Source organism: Actinomyces sp. Z16 (assembly GCF_003111765.1).
GTDB classification, from domain to species: Bacteria; Actinomycetota; Actinomycetes; order Actinomycetales; family Actinomycetaceae; genus Actinomyces; species Actinomyces glycerinitolerans.
The window spans coordinates 2,667,790-2,685,757 of record NZ_CP027862.1; the positions used below are offsets into that span (position 1 = coordinate 2,667,790).

General features: G+C 63.6%; 16 protein-coding genes. 12 read left to right on the forward strand and 4 right to left on the reverse strand.

Features of this window, described 5'->3' with window-relative positions; translation table 11 throughout:
- The first annotated feature begins 105 nt into the window (after nucleotides 1–105).
- The 7 genes from C3B71_RS11130 to C3B71_RS11160 all read left to right on the forward strand — a co-directional run bounded on the left by C3B71_RS11130 (nucleotide 106) and on the right by C3B71_RS11160 (nucleotide 8,970).
- Nucleotides 106–2,028, forward strand: coding sequence for a DUF5107 domain-containing protein (locus C3B71_RS11130; RefSeq protein ID WP_108968077.1), 1,923 nt, complete (start codon nucleotides 106–108; stop codon nucleotides 2,026–2,028).
- Between the two features lie 241 nt (nucleotides 2,029–2,269).
- Entirely contained in the window at nucleotides 2,270–3,472 is a 1,203-nt protein-coding gene (locus C3B71_RS11135; protein ID WP_159097682.1) for an ABC transporter substrate-binding protein, read from the forward strand.
- Nucleotides 3,473–3,642: 170 nt separating this feature from the next.
- Nucleotides 3,643–4,425, forward strand: coding sequence for a carbohydrate ABC transporter permease (locus tag C3B71_RS11140; protein WP_159097683.1), 783 nt, complete (start codon nucleotides 3,643–3,645; stop codon nucleotides 4,423–4,425).
- Nucleotides 4,425–5,375 carry a carbohydrate ABC transporter permease gene (locus C3B71_RS11145; RefSeq protein ID WP_199912495.1) on the forward strand — a complete coding sequence of 317 codons (951 nt, stop codon included), beginning with the start codon at nucleotides 4,425–4,427 and terminating at the stop codon, nucleotides 5,373–5,375. Before C3B71_RS11140 ends, C3B71_RS11145 begins: the two co-directional genes overlap by 1 nt.
- Before the next feature lie 67 nt (nucleotides 5,376–5,442).
- The gene (locus C3B71_RS11150) at nucleotides 5,443–6,867 is read left to right on the forward strand and encodes a phosphoglucomutase/phosphomannomutase family protein (RefSeq protein ID WP_108968081.1); all 1,425 of its coding nucleotides are present in this window, start codon (nucleotides 5,443–5,445) and stop codon (nucleotides 6,865–6,867) included.
- A 4-nt stretch (nucleotides 6,868–6,871) separates the two neighbouring features.
- A complete protein-coding gene (locus C3B71_RS11155; RefSeq protein WP_234415891.1) occupies nucleotides 6,872–7,681 on the forward strand; it encodes a nucleotidyltransferase family protein in 810 nt (269 codons plus the stop codon).
- A complete protein-coding gene (locus C3B71_RS11160) occupies nucleotides 7,678–8,970 on the forward strand; it encodes a galactokinase family protein (protein ID WP_108968083.1) in 1,293 nt (430 codons plus the stop codon). Before C3B71_RS11155 ends, C3B71_RS11160 begins: the two co-directional genes overlap by 4 nt.
- A 323-nt stretch (nucleotides 8,971–9,293) precedes the next feature.
- Here the strand turns inward: C3B71_RS11160 and C3B71_RS16180 are convergent, their stop codons facing one another.
- Nucleotides 9,294–9,815 carry a hypothetical protein gene (locus tag C3B71_RS16180; RefSeq protein ID WP_199912496.1) on the reverse strand — a complete coding sequence of 174 codons (522 nt, stop codon included), beginning with the start codon at nucleotides 9,813–9,815 and terminating at the stop codon, nucleotides 9,294–9,296.
- Between the two features lie 52 nt (nucleotides 9,816–9,867).
- A complete protein-coding gene (locus tag C3B71_RS11170) occupies nucleotides 9,868–11,043 on the reverse strand; it encodes a trypsin-like serine peptidase (protein WP_234415892.1) in 1,176 nt (391 codons plus the stop codon).
- A 451-nt stretch (nucleotides 11,044–11,494) separates the two neighbouring features.
- On the opposite strand from C3B71_RS11170, the gene C3B71_RS11175 reads away from it, so the two are divergent.
- A complete protein-coding gene (locus C3B71_RS11175; RefSeq protein WP_073330994.1) occupies nucleotides 11,495–12,199 on the forward strand; it encodes an NUDIX hydrolase in 705 nt (234 codons plus the stop codon).
- A 281-nt stretch (nucleotides 12,200–12,480) separates the two neighbouring features.
- On the opposite strand, the gene C3B71_RS11180 is transcribed toward C3B71_RS11175, so the two are convergent.
- Entirely contained in the window at nucleotides 12,481–13,869 is a 1,389-nt protein-coding gene (locus C3B71_RS11180; RefSeq protein ID WP_073330997.1) for an arginine deiminase, read from the reverse strand.
- 206 nt (nucleotides 13,870–14,075) lie between these two features.
- On the reverse strand, nucleotides 14,076–14,546 hold the full coding sequence (locus C3B71_RS11185; protein ID WP_159097684.1) for a hypothetical protein: 471 nt from the start codon (nucleotides 14,544–14,546) through the stop codon (nucleotides 14,076–14,078).
- A 273-nt stretch (nucleotides 14,547–14,819) separates the two neighbouring features.
- On the opposite strand from C3B71_RS11185, the gene C3B71_RS16955 reads away from it, so the two are divergent.
- The 4 genes from C3B71_RS16955 (at nucleotide 14,820) to C3B71_RS11200 (ending at nucleotide 17,600) form a co-directional block, all read left to right on the forward strand.
- On the forward strand, nucleotides 14,820–15,020 hold the full coding sequence (locus tag C3B71_RS16955; RefSeq protein ID WP_108968090.1) for a transposase-like zinc-binding domain-containing protein: 201 nt from the start codon (nucleotides 14,820–14,822) through the stop codon (nucleotides 15,018–15,020).
- Nucleotides 15,021–16,189: 1,169 nt separating this feature from the next.
- Entirely contained in the window at nucleotides 16,190–16,393 is a 204-nt protein-coding gene (locus tag C3B71_RS15960) for a hypothetical protein (RefSeq protein WP_146752358.1), read from the forward strand.
- A gap of 49 nt (nucleotides 16,394–16,442) precedes the next feature.
- A complete protein-coding gene (locus C3B71_RS11195; protein ID WP_108968092.1) occupies nucleotides 16,443–16,847 on the forward strand; it encodes a hypothetical protein in 405 nt (134 codons plus the stop codon).
- A 171-nt stretch (nucleotides 16,848–17,018) separates the two neighbouring features.
- Nucleotides 17,019–17,600: a hypothetical protein gene (locus tag C3B71_RS11200; RefSeq protein WP_108968095.1), complete on the forward strand. Its 582-nt coding sequence runs from the start codon at nucleotides 17,019–17,021 to the stop codon at nucleotides 17,598–17,600.
- Nucleotides 17,601–17,968 lie beyond the last annotated feature (368 nt).

Here is a 17,968-nt window from a genome sequence, read left to right on the forward strand (position 1 = left end):
CACACGTCCAAGACGTGCTATCTTTTCTTTAAGTAGTTTACTTACTACCTAACAAAAAACAACCGCTCACCGTCATGGTGGTCGCCGCGCCCCGAGGGAGGGACCATGTCAGACATCCGCTTCGAAACGACGGTGATCCCCGTTACGTCGCTCGGTGAGCTCGGCGAACTCATCCTCGACGGCGGAGACCGCCGAGTTCCGACCGCCGCCGATCTGGAGCTGTTGCAGGTCGGGGAGCACCACGCAAGTGGTCCGCCCACTCTCCTGCCCTACCGCTACCAGGACTCCTACGACGGCAGCGTCACACCGTCTGAGCTCAATGTCGCAATCCTGGAGAACCAGCGGCTACGGGCCGAGTTTCTGCTCGACCTCGGCGGACGCCTGTGGCGCCTGACGGATCGCCGTTCAGGCCGTGAACTTCTACACCAACCCGAACGAATCGACCTAGCCAATCTCGCTCTGCGCAACGCCTGGTTCGCCGGCGGCGTCGAGTGGAACCTTGGCACCACCGGCCACTGGGGCCTGACCAACGAGCCCGTGGCCGCAGGAACCCTCCCGGATGGACGCGGTGGACGGATCCTGCGTATGTGGGCGTATGAGCGCATGCTCGGACTCACCTGGCGGTTGGACGCCTGGCTACCTGATGGATCCGATTCCCTTTACACCCACATCCTGCTGGAGAACCCTACCACCCGGGAGGTTCCCGTCTATTGGTGGTCCAACATCGCCATTCCGCAGAGCGCCTCCACCCGAGTCATTGCCGACGCCGACTCGGCCTTCCACTTCGGCTACGCCGATGCGCTCGACATCGTCAGCGTCCCCGAGCATCACGGACGCGACATCACCCACCCCCAGCGTCAGGCTGGCGGCGCAGACTACTTCTATCGCATCCGATCACGCATCCCATGGATTGCAGCGGTGGACGGCGACGGCGTCGGAATCTGCCAATACTCGACGCACGAACTGAACGGGCGCAAACTGTTCACCTGGGGAAGCGGCATGGGCGGGCGGTCATGGCAACGCCGACTGTCCAGGACACGCCGCTATGCCGAGATCCAGGCTGGGCTTGCCCCCACCCAACTGGAGCACTTACACCTCTCTGCGGGCGCCTCCATCCGCTTCACCGAGTGCTACGGCCCTGTAGCCATCGACAACCCGGAGGACCAGTGGGAGGCAGTCGTAGCGCGCACAGCGCGGGCCGTCATCAATCCCGCACGCCTGGAGGAGGCCTCGGCACGTCTCACCTCCCTTGAACAATCCCGGGTCACCCCCGTCCCCCTCAAAGATGGCCCGGAAGAGCGCGCAGCACGGGAGGGATGGGGAGCCCTCGAGGTGCTGGCAGGACATCGAGTTGCCTCCTGGGCTACGCCCTTCAACACCGATACGCTCAACGCCGAGCAGAGCGCTTGGCTCAAAGCTGCACGCACGGGCCAGCTGGACCCAATCCTGCTCGGGTCAGCGATGATCGGACCCGATTGGATCGCCGTCCTGCGACGCGCAATGCCCAGTTGGTTGCGCGACTACCTTCTTGGGGTAGCACTTCACGCCGCAGGTTTCACGCAAGAGGCCCGTGCACTATGGCGAAAGTCAGAGCGCGCGCACCTTACCGCGGACGTCCTACGCGCTCTGGCCCTCACCGACTCCGACGGCGAAGCACGCGCCCGTGGCCTGCTCCGTGCCCACACTCTTGCCCCAAATCGTCACGGCATCACTATCGAGGCACTCACCCACCTACTCGACATCGGCCTGATCGACAAAGCCCTCACCCTCATCGACTCTCTGCCCTCCGCCGTGCGTGGCCTGCCCCGAGTGCAGTATCTAGAGTGCGTCGGCCGGGTACGGGCAGGGCATCTTGCGCGAGCTCGCGAACTAATTGAGACCCCACTCAGTCTCCCGGACCTGCGTGAGGGTGACCTGGGCCTGGAACGCCTGTGGTGGGACTATCAACACCTCGCCGGAACGCACGACCCTGTCCCCGAGGCCTATGCCTTCGCAATGACCACGCCAACACAGGAGGAGCGCTACTGAGACAGGAGATCGGCGCTCGACGGTGAGCGCCTTCCCACCCCGGCTTGGCCGCACCGACATACCACGACTGCGACACAAAGCTGCAGTACCAAATACACGAACAAAGGAGATCGTGATGACACTCACGCGACGTGACTTCATATCATTGTCAAGCACAGCTGCACTTACCGCCACACTGGCCGCTTGCGGTAATTCCGGAACCGCCAACTCAGGCGGAGACCAGCGTTTCACCTATTGGTCCATGTGGCAGCAAGGAGAGCCTCAGCAGGTGCTCCTGGCAGAGCTCTTCGAGGCCTTCACCGAGAAAACAGGCATCCAGGTTGAGGCCCAGTGGGCAGGTCGCGAAGTGCTCACTCAGGTGGTCCCGCGGCTGAACTCGGGCAACCCCCCAGACCTCGTTGACCAGGCCGCTTCGGACTTCCCCGCCAAGCTCGGCCTGGACAATCTCGCAGATCTGACCGACTTGTGGGCCATGCCCATCGACGGCGAGGACATCACCGTGGGCGAGTCGGTTCCCGAGTCGCTTATGGACGCATTACGCACCGACGGCAAGATCTTCTGTTTCCCCTACTCCGTGGCCGGTGAGACCATCTTCTTCAACAAGAGAATCACCCCCGAGTTGGTGGAGAACCCACCCCAGAGTTTCGACGATCTACTCGCCTATCTCGATGAGCGCAAGGCGGCGGGGCGCACGCCGATCGCCCTCGACGGTGACATCAAGGATTACGAGGCCTACTGGCTCGAGTCCGCGCTCCTGCGCGCTGGCGGACGTGGCGTCATCACAGAGGCTGCGCAGGACGCGACCGGCGAGAAGTTCGGGTCCAAACCGTGGGTGGACGCGACCGAGGCTATCGGCACACTCATCGCCGGGGGCTACTTCCCTGCAGGGTTTCAGGGCACCAAATTCCCCACGCAACAGGCTTCCTTCGCCGACCAGTCAACTAAAACCGACATGATTCTCATGGGCACCTGGTTCCCATCCGAGGCCTCCTCCTCCCTAGAGAAATCTGGAGACGATCCAGACTCGGTGGAGTGGGGTTCCTTCAAGTTCCCAGCCGTCGGAGACAACGCCGGAGCTGGTATCGCGATCTCCGGTCCCACCGGCTTCGCAATCCCGATCAAGGCACGCAACCAGGACGCGGCCAAAACCTGGATGGCCTACTTTGCCAATAAAGAACGTTGTGGGCGTATCGCCTCGGACGCCAAGAACCTCACGGCACGAACTGACATTGACCAGAGCCCCGAGCTCGCTGACTACGGTAGGGAGTACGCCGAGGCCTCCGACGTTGTACCCTTCACCGACGGCGTCGGCGTCGCCGAACCGCAGTGGGTCACCGACGTCTGGCAGCCCCTCGTCAATGACTTGTTCGGCGCGAAAATCGACGCCGCCCAATTCCGGGAACAACTGGCCGCCAACACAGTGACCTACCACGGGAACCAGTGATGGCCTGGCTCCGCACATCCGCGTCGTCCCCCGGGGCAGGGGCGGCAGTGTCCGTTGCCTCCCCTGCCCAGGCAGCTCGCCGGCGTCTCTACTGGCCCTTACTCCTTCCGGCGCTCGTTGCATATGTAGGGCTCCTCATCGTACCTGCCCTCTACGGCGTCTACATCTCCTTGACCACCTGGACGGGCCGCGGCGAGGCACCCCAGTTCATCGGATTGGGGAACTACAGACGGCTGTGGAGGGACGCTCTGTTTCGTCAGGCGTTCACCAACACGCTCCTCATCCTCGTGCTTTGCGGCGTCGGCATATTCATACTGACCTTCATATTCTCCGCAGTTTTCCGCGAGGCGCGTTGGAGCCGGGCAGCATTATCGTTGATGTTCTTCCCATACCTGCTCTCCGCAATAGCCGTCGGTATCGCGCTGAGTCTATTACTGTCCCCCGATGGCCCTCTCAACGCCGGGTTGCGCGGACTGGGGCTGGGATCGTGGGCGCGGATGTGGCTGACGCCGGACTACATTTTCAAAGTGATCGTTGTCGGTATCGTATGGGTAAGCGTAGGCTATTACCTCACCCTCATGATGAGCGCGATCGGGCGCATTCCAAGATACTACTACGAGGCGGCCGAGCTCGACGGCGCGGGTCGGCTACGCACATTCTTCAACGTGACCTTGCCTCTGACTTGGGACGTACTGACGGTCTCCGTGGTGCTTTGGTGCATCAACTCGATCAAGATCTTCGAGTTCATCTATGGCATCACCGGTTCTGGGGATGCGCCGGCACCAGAGGCCCGCACCCTGACTATCGCTCAGTTCCTGGCTACCACGGGAGGACGCAATCCCCAGTATCAGCTCGGTTTGGGTAGCGCCATGGGGGTAATCATGGTCATTCTCATCTCGCTGTTCGTCATCGGAGTACGGCGACTCATGCGACGCGAATCCTTGGAGTTCTGATGGCGGACGAAGCGATTGAAGTCACCACAACAAGACAAGTCGCCGCTAAAGGCACCGCCCCCTTACCCGAGCACTCTATCCGCCATCGCATACGACGCACACTCGGCACTCTGATATGGCAGGCCACCAAACTCATGATCGCACTGTGGTGCCTTTTCAACATCGCATTATTCGGATGGGTCATCCTCAATTCGTTTCGCGGGGGATCTGCCATCTTCAGCCGTCCACTCGAACTCCCCAAGAGGGTCTCGCTCACCAACTACGTCTCCGCCTGGACTGCATCATCGCTGGGCCGGGGCCTATTCAACACGCTGACCATCGTCGTCACCTGCACGATCATCACGGTGGCCCTCGCCTCGATGGCCGCCTATGTGCTCGCGCGCACCAACGTCCCAACAGCGGGCCCAATCACGTCCTTTTTCGCGATAGGACTCGGGATCCCTGTTCAAGTCGTCATGATTCCCCTGTGGGTCGCAATGAACGCACTCTCCGGGTTCATGTGGGATACCATCGGCTGGTGGGACGAACGCATTAGCCTTGGCATGTTATATGTGGCTACCTCCCTGCCCTTTGCGGTATTTCTGCTCACGGGTTTCTTCCGTTCCCTGCCCACCGACCTTGAGGAGGCGGCGGCTCTGGACGGGGCCTCTGCGTGGATCACCTTCGTCAAGATCATGTGGCCTCTGGCACGCCCTGGGGTACTGTCAGCGGCGATGCTTACCCTCATGGGCCTTTGGAACGAGACACTCCTTGCACTGGTATTCATCACGGATGATAAGAAATACACCCTTCCGCAATCGCTGCTGGCACTTCAAGGCACCATGCAATACACGTCCGACTGGGGCGGACTGTTCGCCGGAATCGTCATCGTCGTCATTCCCACTGTCCTGCTCTATGCCATCCTTGGCAAACGACTAGTCGAGGGGATGACGCTCGGCTCAGGCAAATAGCAACCGGCGACTTAATCGCCCCACTTTCCATTTCCTTTCCCGGCCCGTCGTCTTTGAAAGGCTTACAATGATCCAGTTCGGAACCGGCGGTTGGCGCGCCATCATCGCGGATGGCTTCACCCGCGCCAACGTTCGTTTTCTCACTCAGGCACTCGCGAACCGTATGGCCCGAGAGGGCTCAACTGACCGCGGCGTCGTCATCGGCTACGACCGCCGCTTTCTGTCCGACACCGCTGCCTGGTGGGCAGCTGAGGTTCTCGTGGGCAACGGGGTGCCCACCACCGTCCTCGACCGCCCCGCCCCCACCCCGACGACCATGTGGACCGTGCGTGAAACCGGAGCCGCCTACGGCATGGTCGTGACCGCGTCGCACAACCCTGCTCTGTATAACGGCATCAAGATCGTTCTGCCAGGCGGGCGTGACGCGGACCTCGCCACCACCGACGCTCTCAGCGAGCACGCCAACGCTCTCACGGAAGCAGACGTGCGCGCCGTCGCGCCCGACGAGGCACGCTCCCACTCACTCGTCACCGTCCAGACCTCGCTTAACCAGTACCTCGACGCGATTCTCGACAAGCTGGACACCGAGACAATCCGCAACGCCCACATGCACCTCATCCTCGACCCCATGTTCGGGGTCTCCGAGACGAGTCTGCAAACCATTCTGCTCACCGCCCGCTGCCAGGTTGAGGCTATTCACGATCGCCACGACCCACTATTCGGCGGGCATGTGCCTTCTCCCACTGAGGACACTCTCGCGGCACTGCGTCATGCCGTCCTCGAGTCGGGGGCTGATTTGGGTATCGCCACCGACGGCGACGCCGATCGCCTGGGCATTATCGACGAGACCGGCACTTACATCACTGCCAACCAGGTGCTCGTCCTGCTCTATGACTATCTTCTCACCCGGAAGGGGTGGAGCGGGCCGGTAGTGCGCAACATGTCCACCACCCACATGCTCGACCGCGTCGCCGCCGCCCACGGCCAAACCTGCTACGAGGTGCCTGTCGGTTTCAAGTGGATCAGCGCGAAGATGGCCGAGACAAACGCCATCATCGGCGGGGAGTCTTCTGGCGGTCTGACCGTGCGCGGTCACATACCCGGCAAAGATGGCGTCTACGCCGGTTCTCTGCTGGTAGAGGCCGTGGCTGCCTCCGGCAAGTCTCTGTCCGAGCTGTATGCCGACATTGTCGAGCGCTATGGCGAGCTTGTCATAGTCGAGGCTGCTTACGGCTTCACCGCCGAGCGCCGCAGCCAGCTGGCCTCGCTGATCTTCGAGGACCATAACCTACCGGACTTCACTGTTCTTGGTCACAAGACCGAAAAGGTCGTCTGGGAGGACGGCTGCAAGATCTACTTCACGGATGGCGGCTGGGCGACCATCCGCTTCTCGGGGACAGAGCCCCTGTTGCGCGTGTTCTGCGAGATGCCCACCCGCAGCCAGGCGCAGACCGTTGCCGACGCCATCGCCACCTACTACGAGCTGAGTTGACGACGTGACCGACACGACCACCCGCACGGCTCTCATTCTCGCCCGGGGCTTGGGCACGCGGATGCGCGCCGTCAGCGGCGGCTCCATCATGAGGGCCGACCAGGCTGCCGCTGCTGCCAGCGGCAACAAGGCACTCATGCCCATCGGAGAGCACCGCCTCGTCGATTACTCCATGAGTGCTCTGGCAGATGCCGGCATCGAGCGCATCGTAATAGTCGTCGGTCCCGAACACGACGATTTTACAGCACACCTGCACTCGCTCAGCCTGAGTCGAATCGCCGTCGAGCTTGCCGTCCAGGTTGAGCCGCGGGGCACCGCCGACGCCGTCGTATCGGCCGCCGGAGCCATAGGTGATGACCCCTTCCTTATGATCAACGGAGACAACTACTACCCGGTGGAAGGAATCCGGGCTCTCGCCGCCCACAAGGGCAACGCCTTGCTCGGTTTCGACCGCGCTACTCTCGTGGCTGGTTCCAACATCCCGACCGAGCGAGTGGCGTCTTTCGCACTAATATGTTCGAAAGATGGCCTGCTAGTCGACATCGTCGAAAAACCAACGCCAGAGGCGGTCAGTTCCGCCGGGACGCATGCACAAGTCTCGATGAACTGCTTCGCCTTCATGCCAGACATCTTCGAGGCCTGCCGCCGCATCTCACCGTCACCGCGTAGCGAGTACGAGATCGTAGACGCAGTGCGCGCCCTAGACACTCCCGTAACAGTCATCGGTTGGAGCGGCCCGGTACTCGACCTGACATGCCGTGACGACATCGCAGACGTCGAAGCCCGTCTCGCCGCCACCGAGGTACTCCTATGAATGAGCATGGCACTCCCGCATACGCGACCTACCTCGGCAGCTCCGCCCCCGTACGCTCCGCCTGGCGCGTACCCGGGCGTATCGAAATCCTGGGCAAGCACACCGACTACGCCGGAGGACGGGTCTTGGTGGGGGCCGTCGAACGGGGAGTCACCGTCTGCGCCGAGCGCTCCAACAACGCTATGGGCACCCTGACGGCCACAACGACAGCTGGCGGTGAGCCCGTGTCGCTGACAGCCAACGTCAACTCGGCTTTGCCAGTTGGCCACTGGGGGCACTACTTACAGACGGTACTCGATCGGCTGACTAACAACTTCTGCGCGTCGGTACCCGCCAGTCTGACAATCACCTCGGACCTGCCGCCAGCGTCAGGTATGAGCTCCTCCTCGGCGCTTGTCTGCGCGTGCGCCCTCGCCTTGGCGGACCTCAACGGCTGGTCCTCCTCGGAGGTTTGGAAGCGCAACATTCCTGATCGTCTATCACTCGCCGGCTATTTTGCCAGCGTCGAGAATGGGAGGGATTGGCGCGAGCTGCCAGGCACAACGGGTGTAGGGACGCAGGGCGGCAGCGAAGACCATACGGGCATACTGTGTGGAGCAAGAGACAAGTTGCTCTACGCCGAGTTTGACCCTGTGCAAATACTTCGACTTATCACTTTTCCCTCACAGTGGTCGATCGTCGTCGGCATCAGCGGCGTGCTAGCTGAAAAGAGCGGTGCAGCGCTTGCGGACTATAACCGCGGACCGGAAACCCTGCAGACAGTACTCGCGCGTTGGAACGAAGCCAGCGGACGCAGTGACACCACGCTGGCAAGCGCGGTCCGTTCACTTATCGGTGAAGCCACCGGCAGTGAAGCCATGAAAGACCCACAACTAAAAAGGCTGCTCAACTTCACAAAGTCAGATTACGAGAGAGGACGCGTTGAACAATTCCTCATAGAGTCGCTAGTCCTTGTGCCCGCCGGAGCCGACGCCATCGCAAAGGCCGACGCTAACGCAATCGGAGCGATAGTCAATCGCTCACATAGTTTAGCAAACGAGCGTTTGCACAACCAGGTTCCAGCTACAAACTCAATGGTGTCGCTGGCCCGAGACATGGGTGCAATCGGGGCCTCAGCCTTCGGCGCAGGATGGGGCGGTTCAGTTTATGCCATCGTACCGAGCACTGATGCCTACGCTTTCGCAGACGAATGGATAGAACGGTACAGAACAGAGTACGACGCACTTCCGTCGGCCTCGGCCTTCGTCACTCGACCGGGGGACAGCGCTACACAGCTGGAGGGTAATTGATAGGGATGTAGGAATCCGGCGCGCCAGGGTTTGGGCTGGCGAGGAGGCGGCCGACCGTTGAGACGACGCGGATGTCTTAGCCCGAGCCTCTCAGGAACCAGGCCGCCTCGGCAACACGCCGGCCGTCTGACGAAGGAACCCCGCACCAAGTGCGGGGCCCTTACGAATCGGCGCCGGGGATCTGTTTCATCCCTAGCTCCCAGGCTCAACGCTTCCGCCGGTCTTCGCGCCAGTCAAACCCGGCCATCGCCGACTGCCGTTCACTCGCAGACCTCCGGGCACCATTTGCCAAACAGGCTGGCAACCTCATGATCGCGTGGGTGTCAACCGGCGTCCTGGCGGACCGTACGGTCGCCGAGGTCGGCACCGAGAGCTACGCGCGTGGTTGAAGTCAACGCGATCGCCTGGCAGGCGCCGGCGTCCGGCAAGGTACCGACGCTGAGGTTGATTGTCACGTCCTGGTCGGTCTCGAGGACTTCCGCACTCACGCCCTCACACTGCGCAGGGCCGGCCAGGAATGTCAGCTCGATCGTCCGCGGGTCGACCAGTTCCCACGAGTCCCACGCGACGGCGGCGGGCGAGACCAGGTCGTCGCGGGCCTGAAGCACCTGGACCGAGCCCGTCGCATCACCGGTCGGCGCGGGAACGCTCGTTGAACCAGCCGCTCCGGAGTCACCGGTGGCTGTGGCCTGCTCCGTCGGCGAGTCCGTAGCATCATTGGGACCGGTCGGCTCGGTTGAGGCGGTGGGTGAGTCCCGCGCTTGCGTGCAGCCTCCCGCCCCCGCGATCGCAATGCCCGCGGCAAGCGCAAGTCTCGTCATTGTGCGGCGTCTGATCAGCGACATGATCGCCCCCTGTGCTCGGTGGTCGGCATCGGCGCACGCCGGACTAGTCGGACTAGTCATAGTTCGAGGCGTCCACCATCTTCTTGACATCGGTGTTGAAGTAGGGCCCCCAGTTCTGGTCCGCCGAGTCCAGCCATGTGGACGTCACCGACCGAACATGCCCCAGCCCGGTACGGTTGTTGTACTGGGCAAGCCAGGGCCCGCCCGATGAACCATTACCGAAGTCGCAGCCTGTGACCGTATCCCGATCGTCGTCACCGCGGGTAGCACTCCAACAGGCCCACATGCTGTAGCGACCGTTCGGATTGCTCTTGTTGCTCGGGTAGCCGAAGATTGAGACGTCGAAGCTCTTGGAGCCGTTCCACATGAGGCCGTGCCCGCCGACGGCGTCGACAATTCTTCTGTTGTCGTCTCCGCCGTTGTCCAGGGTAATGATTCCGACGTCGTGGGAGAGGTCCGAGTTGTCGATCCAGGAGTTGAATGTGCGCAGGGTGCGCGCAGTCCAGATTCCCACCGGATCGGGGTCCGCCTTCCGGCCGTCGTAGGCGGGGACGAACACAACGTTCTGCGACCAGGCCCCCTGGTAATACACGCAGTGTCCCGCCGTAATGATCACGCGCTTAGTCGGCGTGTTGAGCGCGGACGCCGAACAGTATCCGTTCTCTTTTTCATAGCCCTCGAAGAACAGCTTGCCGTTGGTAACGGAGTAGTTCGTCACCGGCGGCGCGACCACCGCAGTCTCCTCGCCGGAGTCCGCGGTCAGCGTTTGCAGGTCCTCGTCGAAAAGGCCGGCGGCCTGCGCCTGCGCGAGCACGTCGTCGGCGGGCTCGGCGGGCTCGGTGAGGCCCTCCTCTCCCGGCTCGGAATCGGCGGCGGACGCCAGCGCCGAGGCCTCGGCCTGGGCGAGCTGTTCGGAGTCCGCGACGACGTCTACGGGCTGGGCCTGCGCCATCCGCTCGGCCGTCCAGTAGTCGATTACGTCCTGGTCGGACTCGGCATCAATGTTGTCCAACGCGGCCTCGTCCGCGAGCACCGCCTCCTGGCCGAAGCTGTTGGGTGCGACGACGGCGGTTGAGGCGGCGTCGTCTTCGGCAACCGCCGCGGCAGCCGCTGATGGCGTGACCGCGCCGTCCGGGGCCGGTGCAGCGGCGGTTCCGGACGCCGAGGTCGCGGCGACCGCCGGAGAAACAGTCAGGGCCGCGATCGCAGTCAGTGACAGAAGCGTCACTCTCAGGGGTCTCTTGGGGTTCTTTCCAGCGAGTCTCGCGTTCATGAGGTCCTTCCATGTCCACCCACGGAATCGCCTTGCGTAAACAGCACTACGCACTCAAGCGCCCGGGCGGATATTGGATGTTGCAGGGTTCAGAGACATGACCGCGCAAGCGATCAAAACTCACGGTAACGGTACGAACACATCGAGTCAACCGCCCGAGGAGACTCATCGCGAGTGTTCGCAAACGGGGTGCAAGCCCTCATCCGGAAAAAACGGCAGCGCTCCGGCTCGGACCGGCGAAGACCTCAGACGGCGTCGCGGGCGACGGGGCAGGTCATGCAGTGGGCCCCGCCGCCGCGCACGTCAGCCGACACCACACGACTCGTCCCAGAGCTGGTTACCATTGTCACCACCGCCGACTCGCCGTTAACCGTCACCGGCTATGAGAAGGTCGTAGCCTCACCCCATGGGAGTGGTTGATGATCTTCGCCGGGTGGCGGCGGCAGCACCCCACTTGGACGGGTTGGAGTCGCAGCGGGAGCGTGCGCGGGGGCTTAGCTCCTCGGGGCGCGCCCTGCGGCGCTCGGCCGTGCTCGTCCTATTCGGGGTGGGCGAGCAGGCGGCATCCCGCGGGGTGCGCGCCGACGGCGAGGGGGCATCGGTGGACGACCTCGACGTCGTTCTCACGCTGCGCTCCGCGGCGGTGAGTCACCACCCCGGCGAGGTCGCTTTCCCCGGCGGCGGGCTGGAGCCGACCGACGGGGGCGATCCCACGGCAGCGGCTCTGCGCGAGGCATGGGAGGAGGCGGGCATCGAACCGTCCGACGTGGATGTGCTCGGCGCGCTGCCGGAAGCGGCGCTGACCGCTTCGGCGAACCTGGTGACTCCTGTGCTCGGCTGGTGGGCGACGCCTCGGGATATGCGGCTGGACGGCACCGAGACGAGGTGGGCGATGCGGGTTGGGGTAGGTGCGCTCGTGGATCCGGCGGCTCGGCGTACGTGGGTGCTGGAGAGCGGCGGACAGGTGTGGCGGGGCCCCGCCTTCGTTCCCCGCGACGACGGGCCGCTCGTATGGGGCTTCACCGCCGCGGTGCTGTCCACGGTGATCGATGCCGCGGGTTGGACGGTGCCTTGGGACGAGGCGCGGGAGATCAGCGTCGTCGGGAAGTGAGCGGCGCAGTCGCCTCGGACACCCGAGCAAGCTCGGCGTCACTCGGCTCAATCGCGCGTGTACGGCAAGGCCTCTCACGCGACTCAATCGCCTCGGACACCCGAGCAAGCTCGGCGTCACTCGGCTCAATCGCGCGTGTACGGCAAGGCCTCTCACGCGACTCAATCGCCTCGGACACCCGAGCAAGCTCGGCGTCACTCGGCTCAATCGCGCGTGTACGGCAAGGCCTCTCACGCGACTCAATCGCCTCGGACACCCGAGCAAGCTCGGCGTCACTCGGCTCAATCGCGCGTGACCGGGCAGGTCATGCAGTGGGCCCCGCCGCGGCCGCGCACCAGCTCGACGCCGGGCGTCTCGATGACCTCCACGCCCGCCCGGCGCAACACGTCGTTGGCCCGCTGGTTGTGCGCGTAGCCGATGACCCGCCCGGGCGCCAGGGCGACGACGTTGCAGGAGTCACGAGACAGTTCGCGCAGTGCCTCGGCCTCATCGGACATGTCGGGGCTGATTACCTTGAAGGCGTCGATGCCGGCGGCTCGGGCCAGGACGGCGTCCATGTCGCCGCCGTCGTGGACGGTGACGCGCAGGGCAGAGCCCTTGGTGGAACCGTGGTTGGCGCCGGGTTCGATCTCCACGGTGGTGACGTCGTTGAAGCCGGAGAAGCGCAGGTAGGTGTCGGGGGCGACCATGGTCATGAGGGTGTCCAGGTGCATGACGGCGTCGAGTTCGGTGTAGAAGGCGCGGTCGGGCATATGGATGCCGATCACCCGGTCGGCGACGCCGTCGGCGAAGAGCCGAGTGGCCAGGCGCTCCACGCCGGCCGCGCTGGAGCGGTGGGTGAGCCCCATGACCAGGGTGCGGTTGCCCAGCACCTGGAAGTCACCGCCCTCGACGGTGGCCGGGGAGGCGCCATGCGACTCCACCCACAGCGGGCCGCGCTCGCCCCGGTCCCGGTCCGACGACGTCGCCCCTCCCCCACGCGGGACGGAGCCGACTCGGCTGGCGAAGGCGGGGTGGAAGCGGTAGACGGCCTCGTAGTTGACGGCCTCGCGGCGCCGGGGGGCCAGCGCCATGGTGTTGACGGACACGCCGCCGTACAGCCAGGCGGAGGTGTCGCGGGTGAACAGGTGGTTGGGCAGAGGGGTGACCACGAACTGTCCCTCCAGGGTGGACAGGTAGGTGGTGGCGAACAGGGTGGCGGCGTCGCCGGGGTCCAGGCGCTCGCGCAGCTCGTTGCGGGTGATGCCGGCCAGGAGGACCTCGGCGAGTTCGGCGTCGGGCAGGCCGCCCAGGAAGTCGATGAGCACCTCGGACGTGGACACGCCGACCGCCTGCGGGCCGACGGTCTCCTCCAGGACCAGGCGACGAGCCTCGGGGACGGCGAGGGTCTCGGTGAGCAGGTCGCGGAAGTCGTGGACGATCACGCCCTCGGCGCGCAGGATGGCGGTGAAGGCGTCGTGCTCGGCCTGGGCGCGGGCGATGTTCAGGGCGTCGTCGAACAGCAGGGAGTTGGCGTTGATCGGCGTGATGCGGGCGATCTCCCGCCCGGGCCGGTGGACGATGACCTCACGCAGGCGGCCGGTCTCGGAGTCGACGCGGCCACCGCCGGCCGAGCGCGCGATGACCGTGCGGTCGGCGGGGTCCGAGGCGGTTTGGGGACTCTGCGTCATGAGCGTCATGGGCACAGGCTAGCCGGGTCGAGCGCCGGGCGTGTGCGCGAGCACTGTAAACCGGGCATTGTGCGCGCCGTAAGCGGACGCGCCTGCACTCACGAAACGCGCGCACATCTGTGCGCCGGCGGACGCGCACCCTCATGGGCGACGCCTCATGTGCTTCTGCGACGGCCTGCTCCACCGGCGTCCGCCGGCCTCGTAGGCTACTCGCTGAGGCCGAGCCGGCTCGCCGCGTCACCTAGGGAGAATGTCCCGGCATCGCTGCTTCCAGCAACGCCGTCAGAAATCGGAAACACACCCTGATCCGCCGAGGTCAGGAACACATCCCCATCATCGGAAACTTTGACGAAGATCGCATACTCGCCGCCGGACGCCATCTCAACCGACTCGGCCGTGCCAGTATCCGCTGGAATCTCCAGGGTGACCGCCTCATCACTGAAACTCGGATCACTCGCAAGCACGTCACCGTGGACAACATCCCACGCCGCACCATCCACGACACTCGCCTCAACATCGGTCACCGAGATGCGCAGCGCATAATCCGAAGCGGCTTCCAACTCACTCAACGAACCGTAATAGGGCGAGTCCTCCGCGACGCGATCATCGCCCGAGCCGCAGGCAGCCACCGTCACCACGCCAAGCGCAGCGCAGGCAACAGTGAGCATCTTCTTCACGGAAGGCATCTACGACCTCCTCGTCAGGGAACACGGCCTGATAGAAATGATTCTAACATAAGGGGCTCTTCGAATTTGTGGGTGTGGTGGTTCGGGTTGAGGCTGTGATGTGGGTGGTCGTTTCGGGTGTGGGGGTCATTTTCGAGTTATCGGCGTGAACGTGTTGCTAAAGATCGGGATTATGGTTGCTGTGGTGCGGGGAAGTCGGGGTGATTATGGCCTGGGAGGTTAACCCGGGACGGTGGTTGACTTTCGGGGGTAGATGTGCGGGCCGTGAGAACACGGTCCCCACGAGCAAGGCTCTGCCCGATCTGCCAGACCCCTATGAAGAAGCCCGGCCGCACCGCCGCAGGCACCCAACGGTGGAAGTGCACCGCCCCGGTTGGACCGCCCACGCCCCGGTTGGACCGCCCACGCCCCGGTTGGACCGCCCACGCCCCGTTGGACCGCCCACGCCCCGTTGGACCGCTGTAACCGGCGGCTACGGCGGTCCAACCGGGGAACAGCGGTCCAACCGGGGAACAGCGGTCCAACTAACAGGCTCAACAGCCACGCACACCGCCACCCAGCCACACACCGCCACCCAAGCACTTACACAACCGGACCTAGTGAGCCCGGGGGCGCCCGAACCACACACACGTTCGCGCCGACAACCCCGAAGAAGGCCTCTGGAAACGCAAAGGCTGGGCCGGACGAACCAGCTAGAACACCCCGACACGCCGGTCTAAAGCAACACGTTCGCGCCTATAACCCTCATTTTCGGGCTGGCGAGGTCGTTTTGGCCGGTCATAGGACATTGTCGGGCTGGCGGGGATGTCCTCGGGTCGGCGTCGGGGTGAGCGGTTCGTGTGTTTGGGTGGGGGTTCGTCAGGTAGCTCCAACGACTCGCCACTTCCGGCGCCGCGCGTCTGCCCCACGAACCGTTGCAAGAGGTGGCGAACCGTCGACCGCGGCGCGTGGTGCGCCACTGGGGCGCACGCGTCCACCACCACCTGGTCAGCCGCCGCTCCTGGCCCGCCACGTCTCCGAGCGCGAGGAGTCTGTGTGCCTGACGGCGAACCGTTTCTTCGTAGGGGGTATGGAGGCTGGCGGTGCGAGCACCCGAGGTGGGGCGGCGTCGCGGGCGTAGAGCCAGTGGGGACAAGGCCAGGGCCCGATCATTGGGTACGCCCCTTCGGCCTTTGCTGCGCCTTTTCGGCGTCTGCTACGCCAGTTTGACCTCTGCTGAAGGGCTCAGAACCCTTCAGCAGACACCTAACCGGCGTAGTAAACCCCGAACCGGCGTAGTAGACGACGTCAACGCTAAGCACGCGGGCGAACCGATCCCGGCTCCATCCACACCCACAAACACGAAGAACCCCATAAGACCTTGCTAGTATGGCACGCACCCCCGGACGATACTCAACTCGCCCTCCGAAGCCGGTACGGCCCGGCCAGCGCGGCGAGCCGAGCACGGCGCTCCGCTCGAGCGTGCGCCGACGGACACTGGAACAGGCAGCTGAACAACCTGACAAAGGTCAACTGTTCGGGCACACCCGCGCGGCATAAAATGGGGTGGAGGAGGCGTCGGTACAGCTGCCGCACCGACCGGAGCGTCGAGGTCAACCCACGCGCACGCCCGAAGGATCAACGAGGAGCCGGAAATGAAAACCACCTACCGCACTTCAGGGAGAACGATAACGATACTGGTTGGGAGCTTTTGCCTCGTATTAATGCTCTCAGTCATCGCGCTCACCATTCTCGATGGCGCCAGCCTACGCGCGGTCACACTGACACCAACGCCGTGGATAACCGCGGTCTTGGGCACATTCATTCAGTGGCTGCGACTTCGTGAAGGCAACAATTAGACCGACCTTCTGAACCGATGCTTCTCGCCTAGTTCCGAAGGAGTCCCGCATGAAAAGGTCGCTGCAGGAATTACGCGGGTACGTCGTGCTCGCGGTGATGGTTGTCATGGTCACGGCGCCGATGTACCTCGCCCTGGCAGCAGTCGCCCTTCTACCCGTCGGCAGACCCAAGTACGGTGGTCTCACGCTGGTTTGGCTGCCGCCACTTCTGATGCTGACCTGGCTGGTAGTGGTGATCCTCTGGGGCGACTTCGTTTCCAAGTCACACGTGGGCCAGTTCCTCGGCGAGGCGCTGGAACTCGTCGTGCAGGTATCTGCCATGGCGCTGATCGGCGTCCTGCTGGTGGAGCCCCTGCCCGCGGTCCTGGTGCTCGCCACGACGGCGTTGACCTCCTTCCTGCTGTTCTACTGGCTGTACGGGAAGATCCCCGCACCAGAGGGAGACGACCGATAACATCCCGGCCGGCAGCAGTGACACCATGCGGAACATCCGGCTCGTGCAGTGGCCTCGCACGACAACCCTGACAAAGATCAGTCTATGATTCGGCTCATACTTTCCCTATACTCACCCTGAAAGGTATCGGCTGATCGCAGATCGACGGACAAACTCCAATCAGGAGAACCCATGGCGACCACAACACAGGAATCCGGCTCCCGCTGGCGCCCGGCGATCCCGCTGTGGGCGCTGGCCTCCGGGAGGGCCTTCATGGCTCTGCTCTACGGACTCGGTCTTGGCATCGTCACAGGGATCTGGTCGGCGCTGACCCACATGGGCCTGACCATCGACCGCGTGGTCGCATTCGCGATCGTGGCCGCAGTCATACGGGAGGTTCTCGACGCGACGGCGTCGCGGCTGATCATGCGAGCCAAGCGGTCGCAGGACCCCGAGGGACCGACCCTGACTGTCATCTCGCTCATCTGCCCAGCCGTAGCAGGCTTTACGGCTGCTGCGCTGCTAGCGTCGACCTCAATACTCACCCTCACCCTGGTGACCTGGATCTTCTACATGGTCATCATCATCACCCTTGAGAAGCCTTGGAACACCACCCTCAACCACGAGGAAATGATGAAGCGCGGCCGCCAAGTGCGCCTGATGACACGCGAGCACTTCGCCGAGGAGATTCAGGACGGCCGCTTGAGTTTCCAGGAGATCGACGATGAAGGGTACTACGTTGACGAAGATGGCAACCGGATCGAAGAAGAGTAGACGATGGTAAACAAGTGTCACATGCATCGTATTGCAACGACGTTCATTCTGATAGCAGCGCTACTAGCTCCGACTGCCCCTACAACGGAGACTATCACACCTGAGGGATCAACCAACCCACCTTGGTGTAGGTACTTACCGGTACCCTTGATGTGCCATTTGAAATGATCCCCTCCACGCTACGGGCGCTTCACTTTCACCCCCGAGTCCCAGCACTCGCACTGAGTGCGATACTGGTCTTCGCTCTGGACCTGCACACACTTCTCACTTCGTCGACCATCGTGTCCCCGTTCTGGGAAGTGGTGCAGGTTCTCGCGTTCACGCTCTACATACGGTACCGGCACGTCGGCGCAGTCGCGTTCACGGCG

Bases quoted from the DNA above. Each gene is read 5' to 3' on its own strand.
- C3B71_RS11130 (WP_108968077.1), top strand. From the start codon at position 106: ATGTCAGACATCCGCTTCGAAACGACGGTGATCCCCGTTACGTCGCTC.
- C3B71_RS11135 (WP_159097682.1), top strand. From the start codon at position 2,270: ATGTGGCAGCAAGGAGAGCCTCAGCAGGTGCTCCTGGCAGAGCTCTTC.
- C3B71_RS11145 (WP_199912495.1), top strand. From the start codon at position 4,425: ATGGCGGACGAAGCGATTGAAGTCACCACAACAAGACAAGTCGCCGCT.
- C3B71_RS11150 (WP_108968081.1), top strand. From the start codon at position 5,443: ATGATCCAGTTCGGAACCGGCGGTTGGCGCGCCATCATCGCGGATGGC.
- C3B71_RS11160 (WP_108968083.1), top strand. From the start codon at position 7,678: ATGAATGAGCATGGCACTCCCGCATACGCGACCTACCTCGGCAGCTCC.
- C3B71_RS16180 (WP_199912496.1), bottom strand. From the start codon at position 9,815: ATGTCGCTGATCAGACGCCGCACAATGACGAGACTTGCGCTTGCCGCG.
- C3B71_RS11175 (WP_073330994.1), top strand. From the start codon at position 11,495: ATGGGAGTGGTTGATGATCTTCGCCGGGTGGCGGCGGCAGCACCCCAC.
- C3B71_RS11180 (WP_073330997.1), bottom strand. From the start codon at position 13,869: ATGACGCAGAGTCCCCAAACCGCCTCGGACCCCGCCGACCGCACGGTC.
- C3B71_RS15960 (WP_146752358.1), top strand. From the start codon at position 16,190: ATGAAAACCACCTACCGCACTTCAGGGAGAACGATAACGATACTGGTT.
- C3B71_RS11195 (WP_108968092.1), top strand. From the start codon at position 16,443: ATGAAAAGGTCGCTGCAGGAATTACGCGGGTACGTCGTGCTCGCGGTG.
- C3B71_RS11200 (WP_108968095.1), top strand. From the start codon at position 17,019: ATGGCGACCACAACACAGGAATCCGGCTCCCGCTGGCGCCCGGCGATC.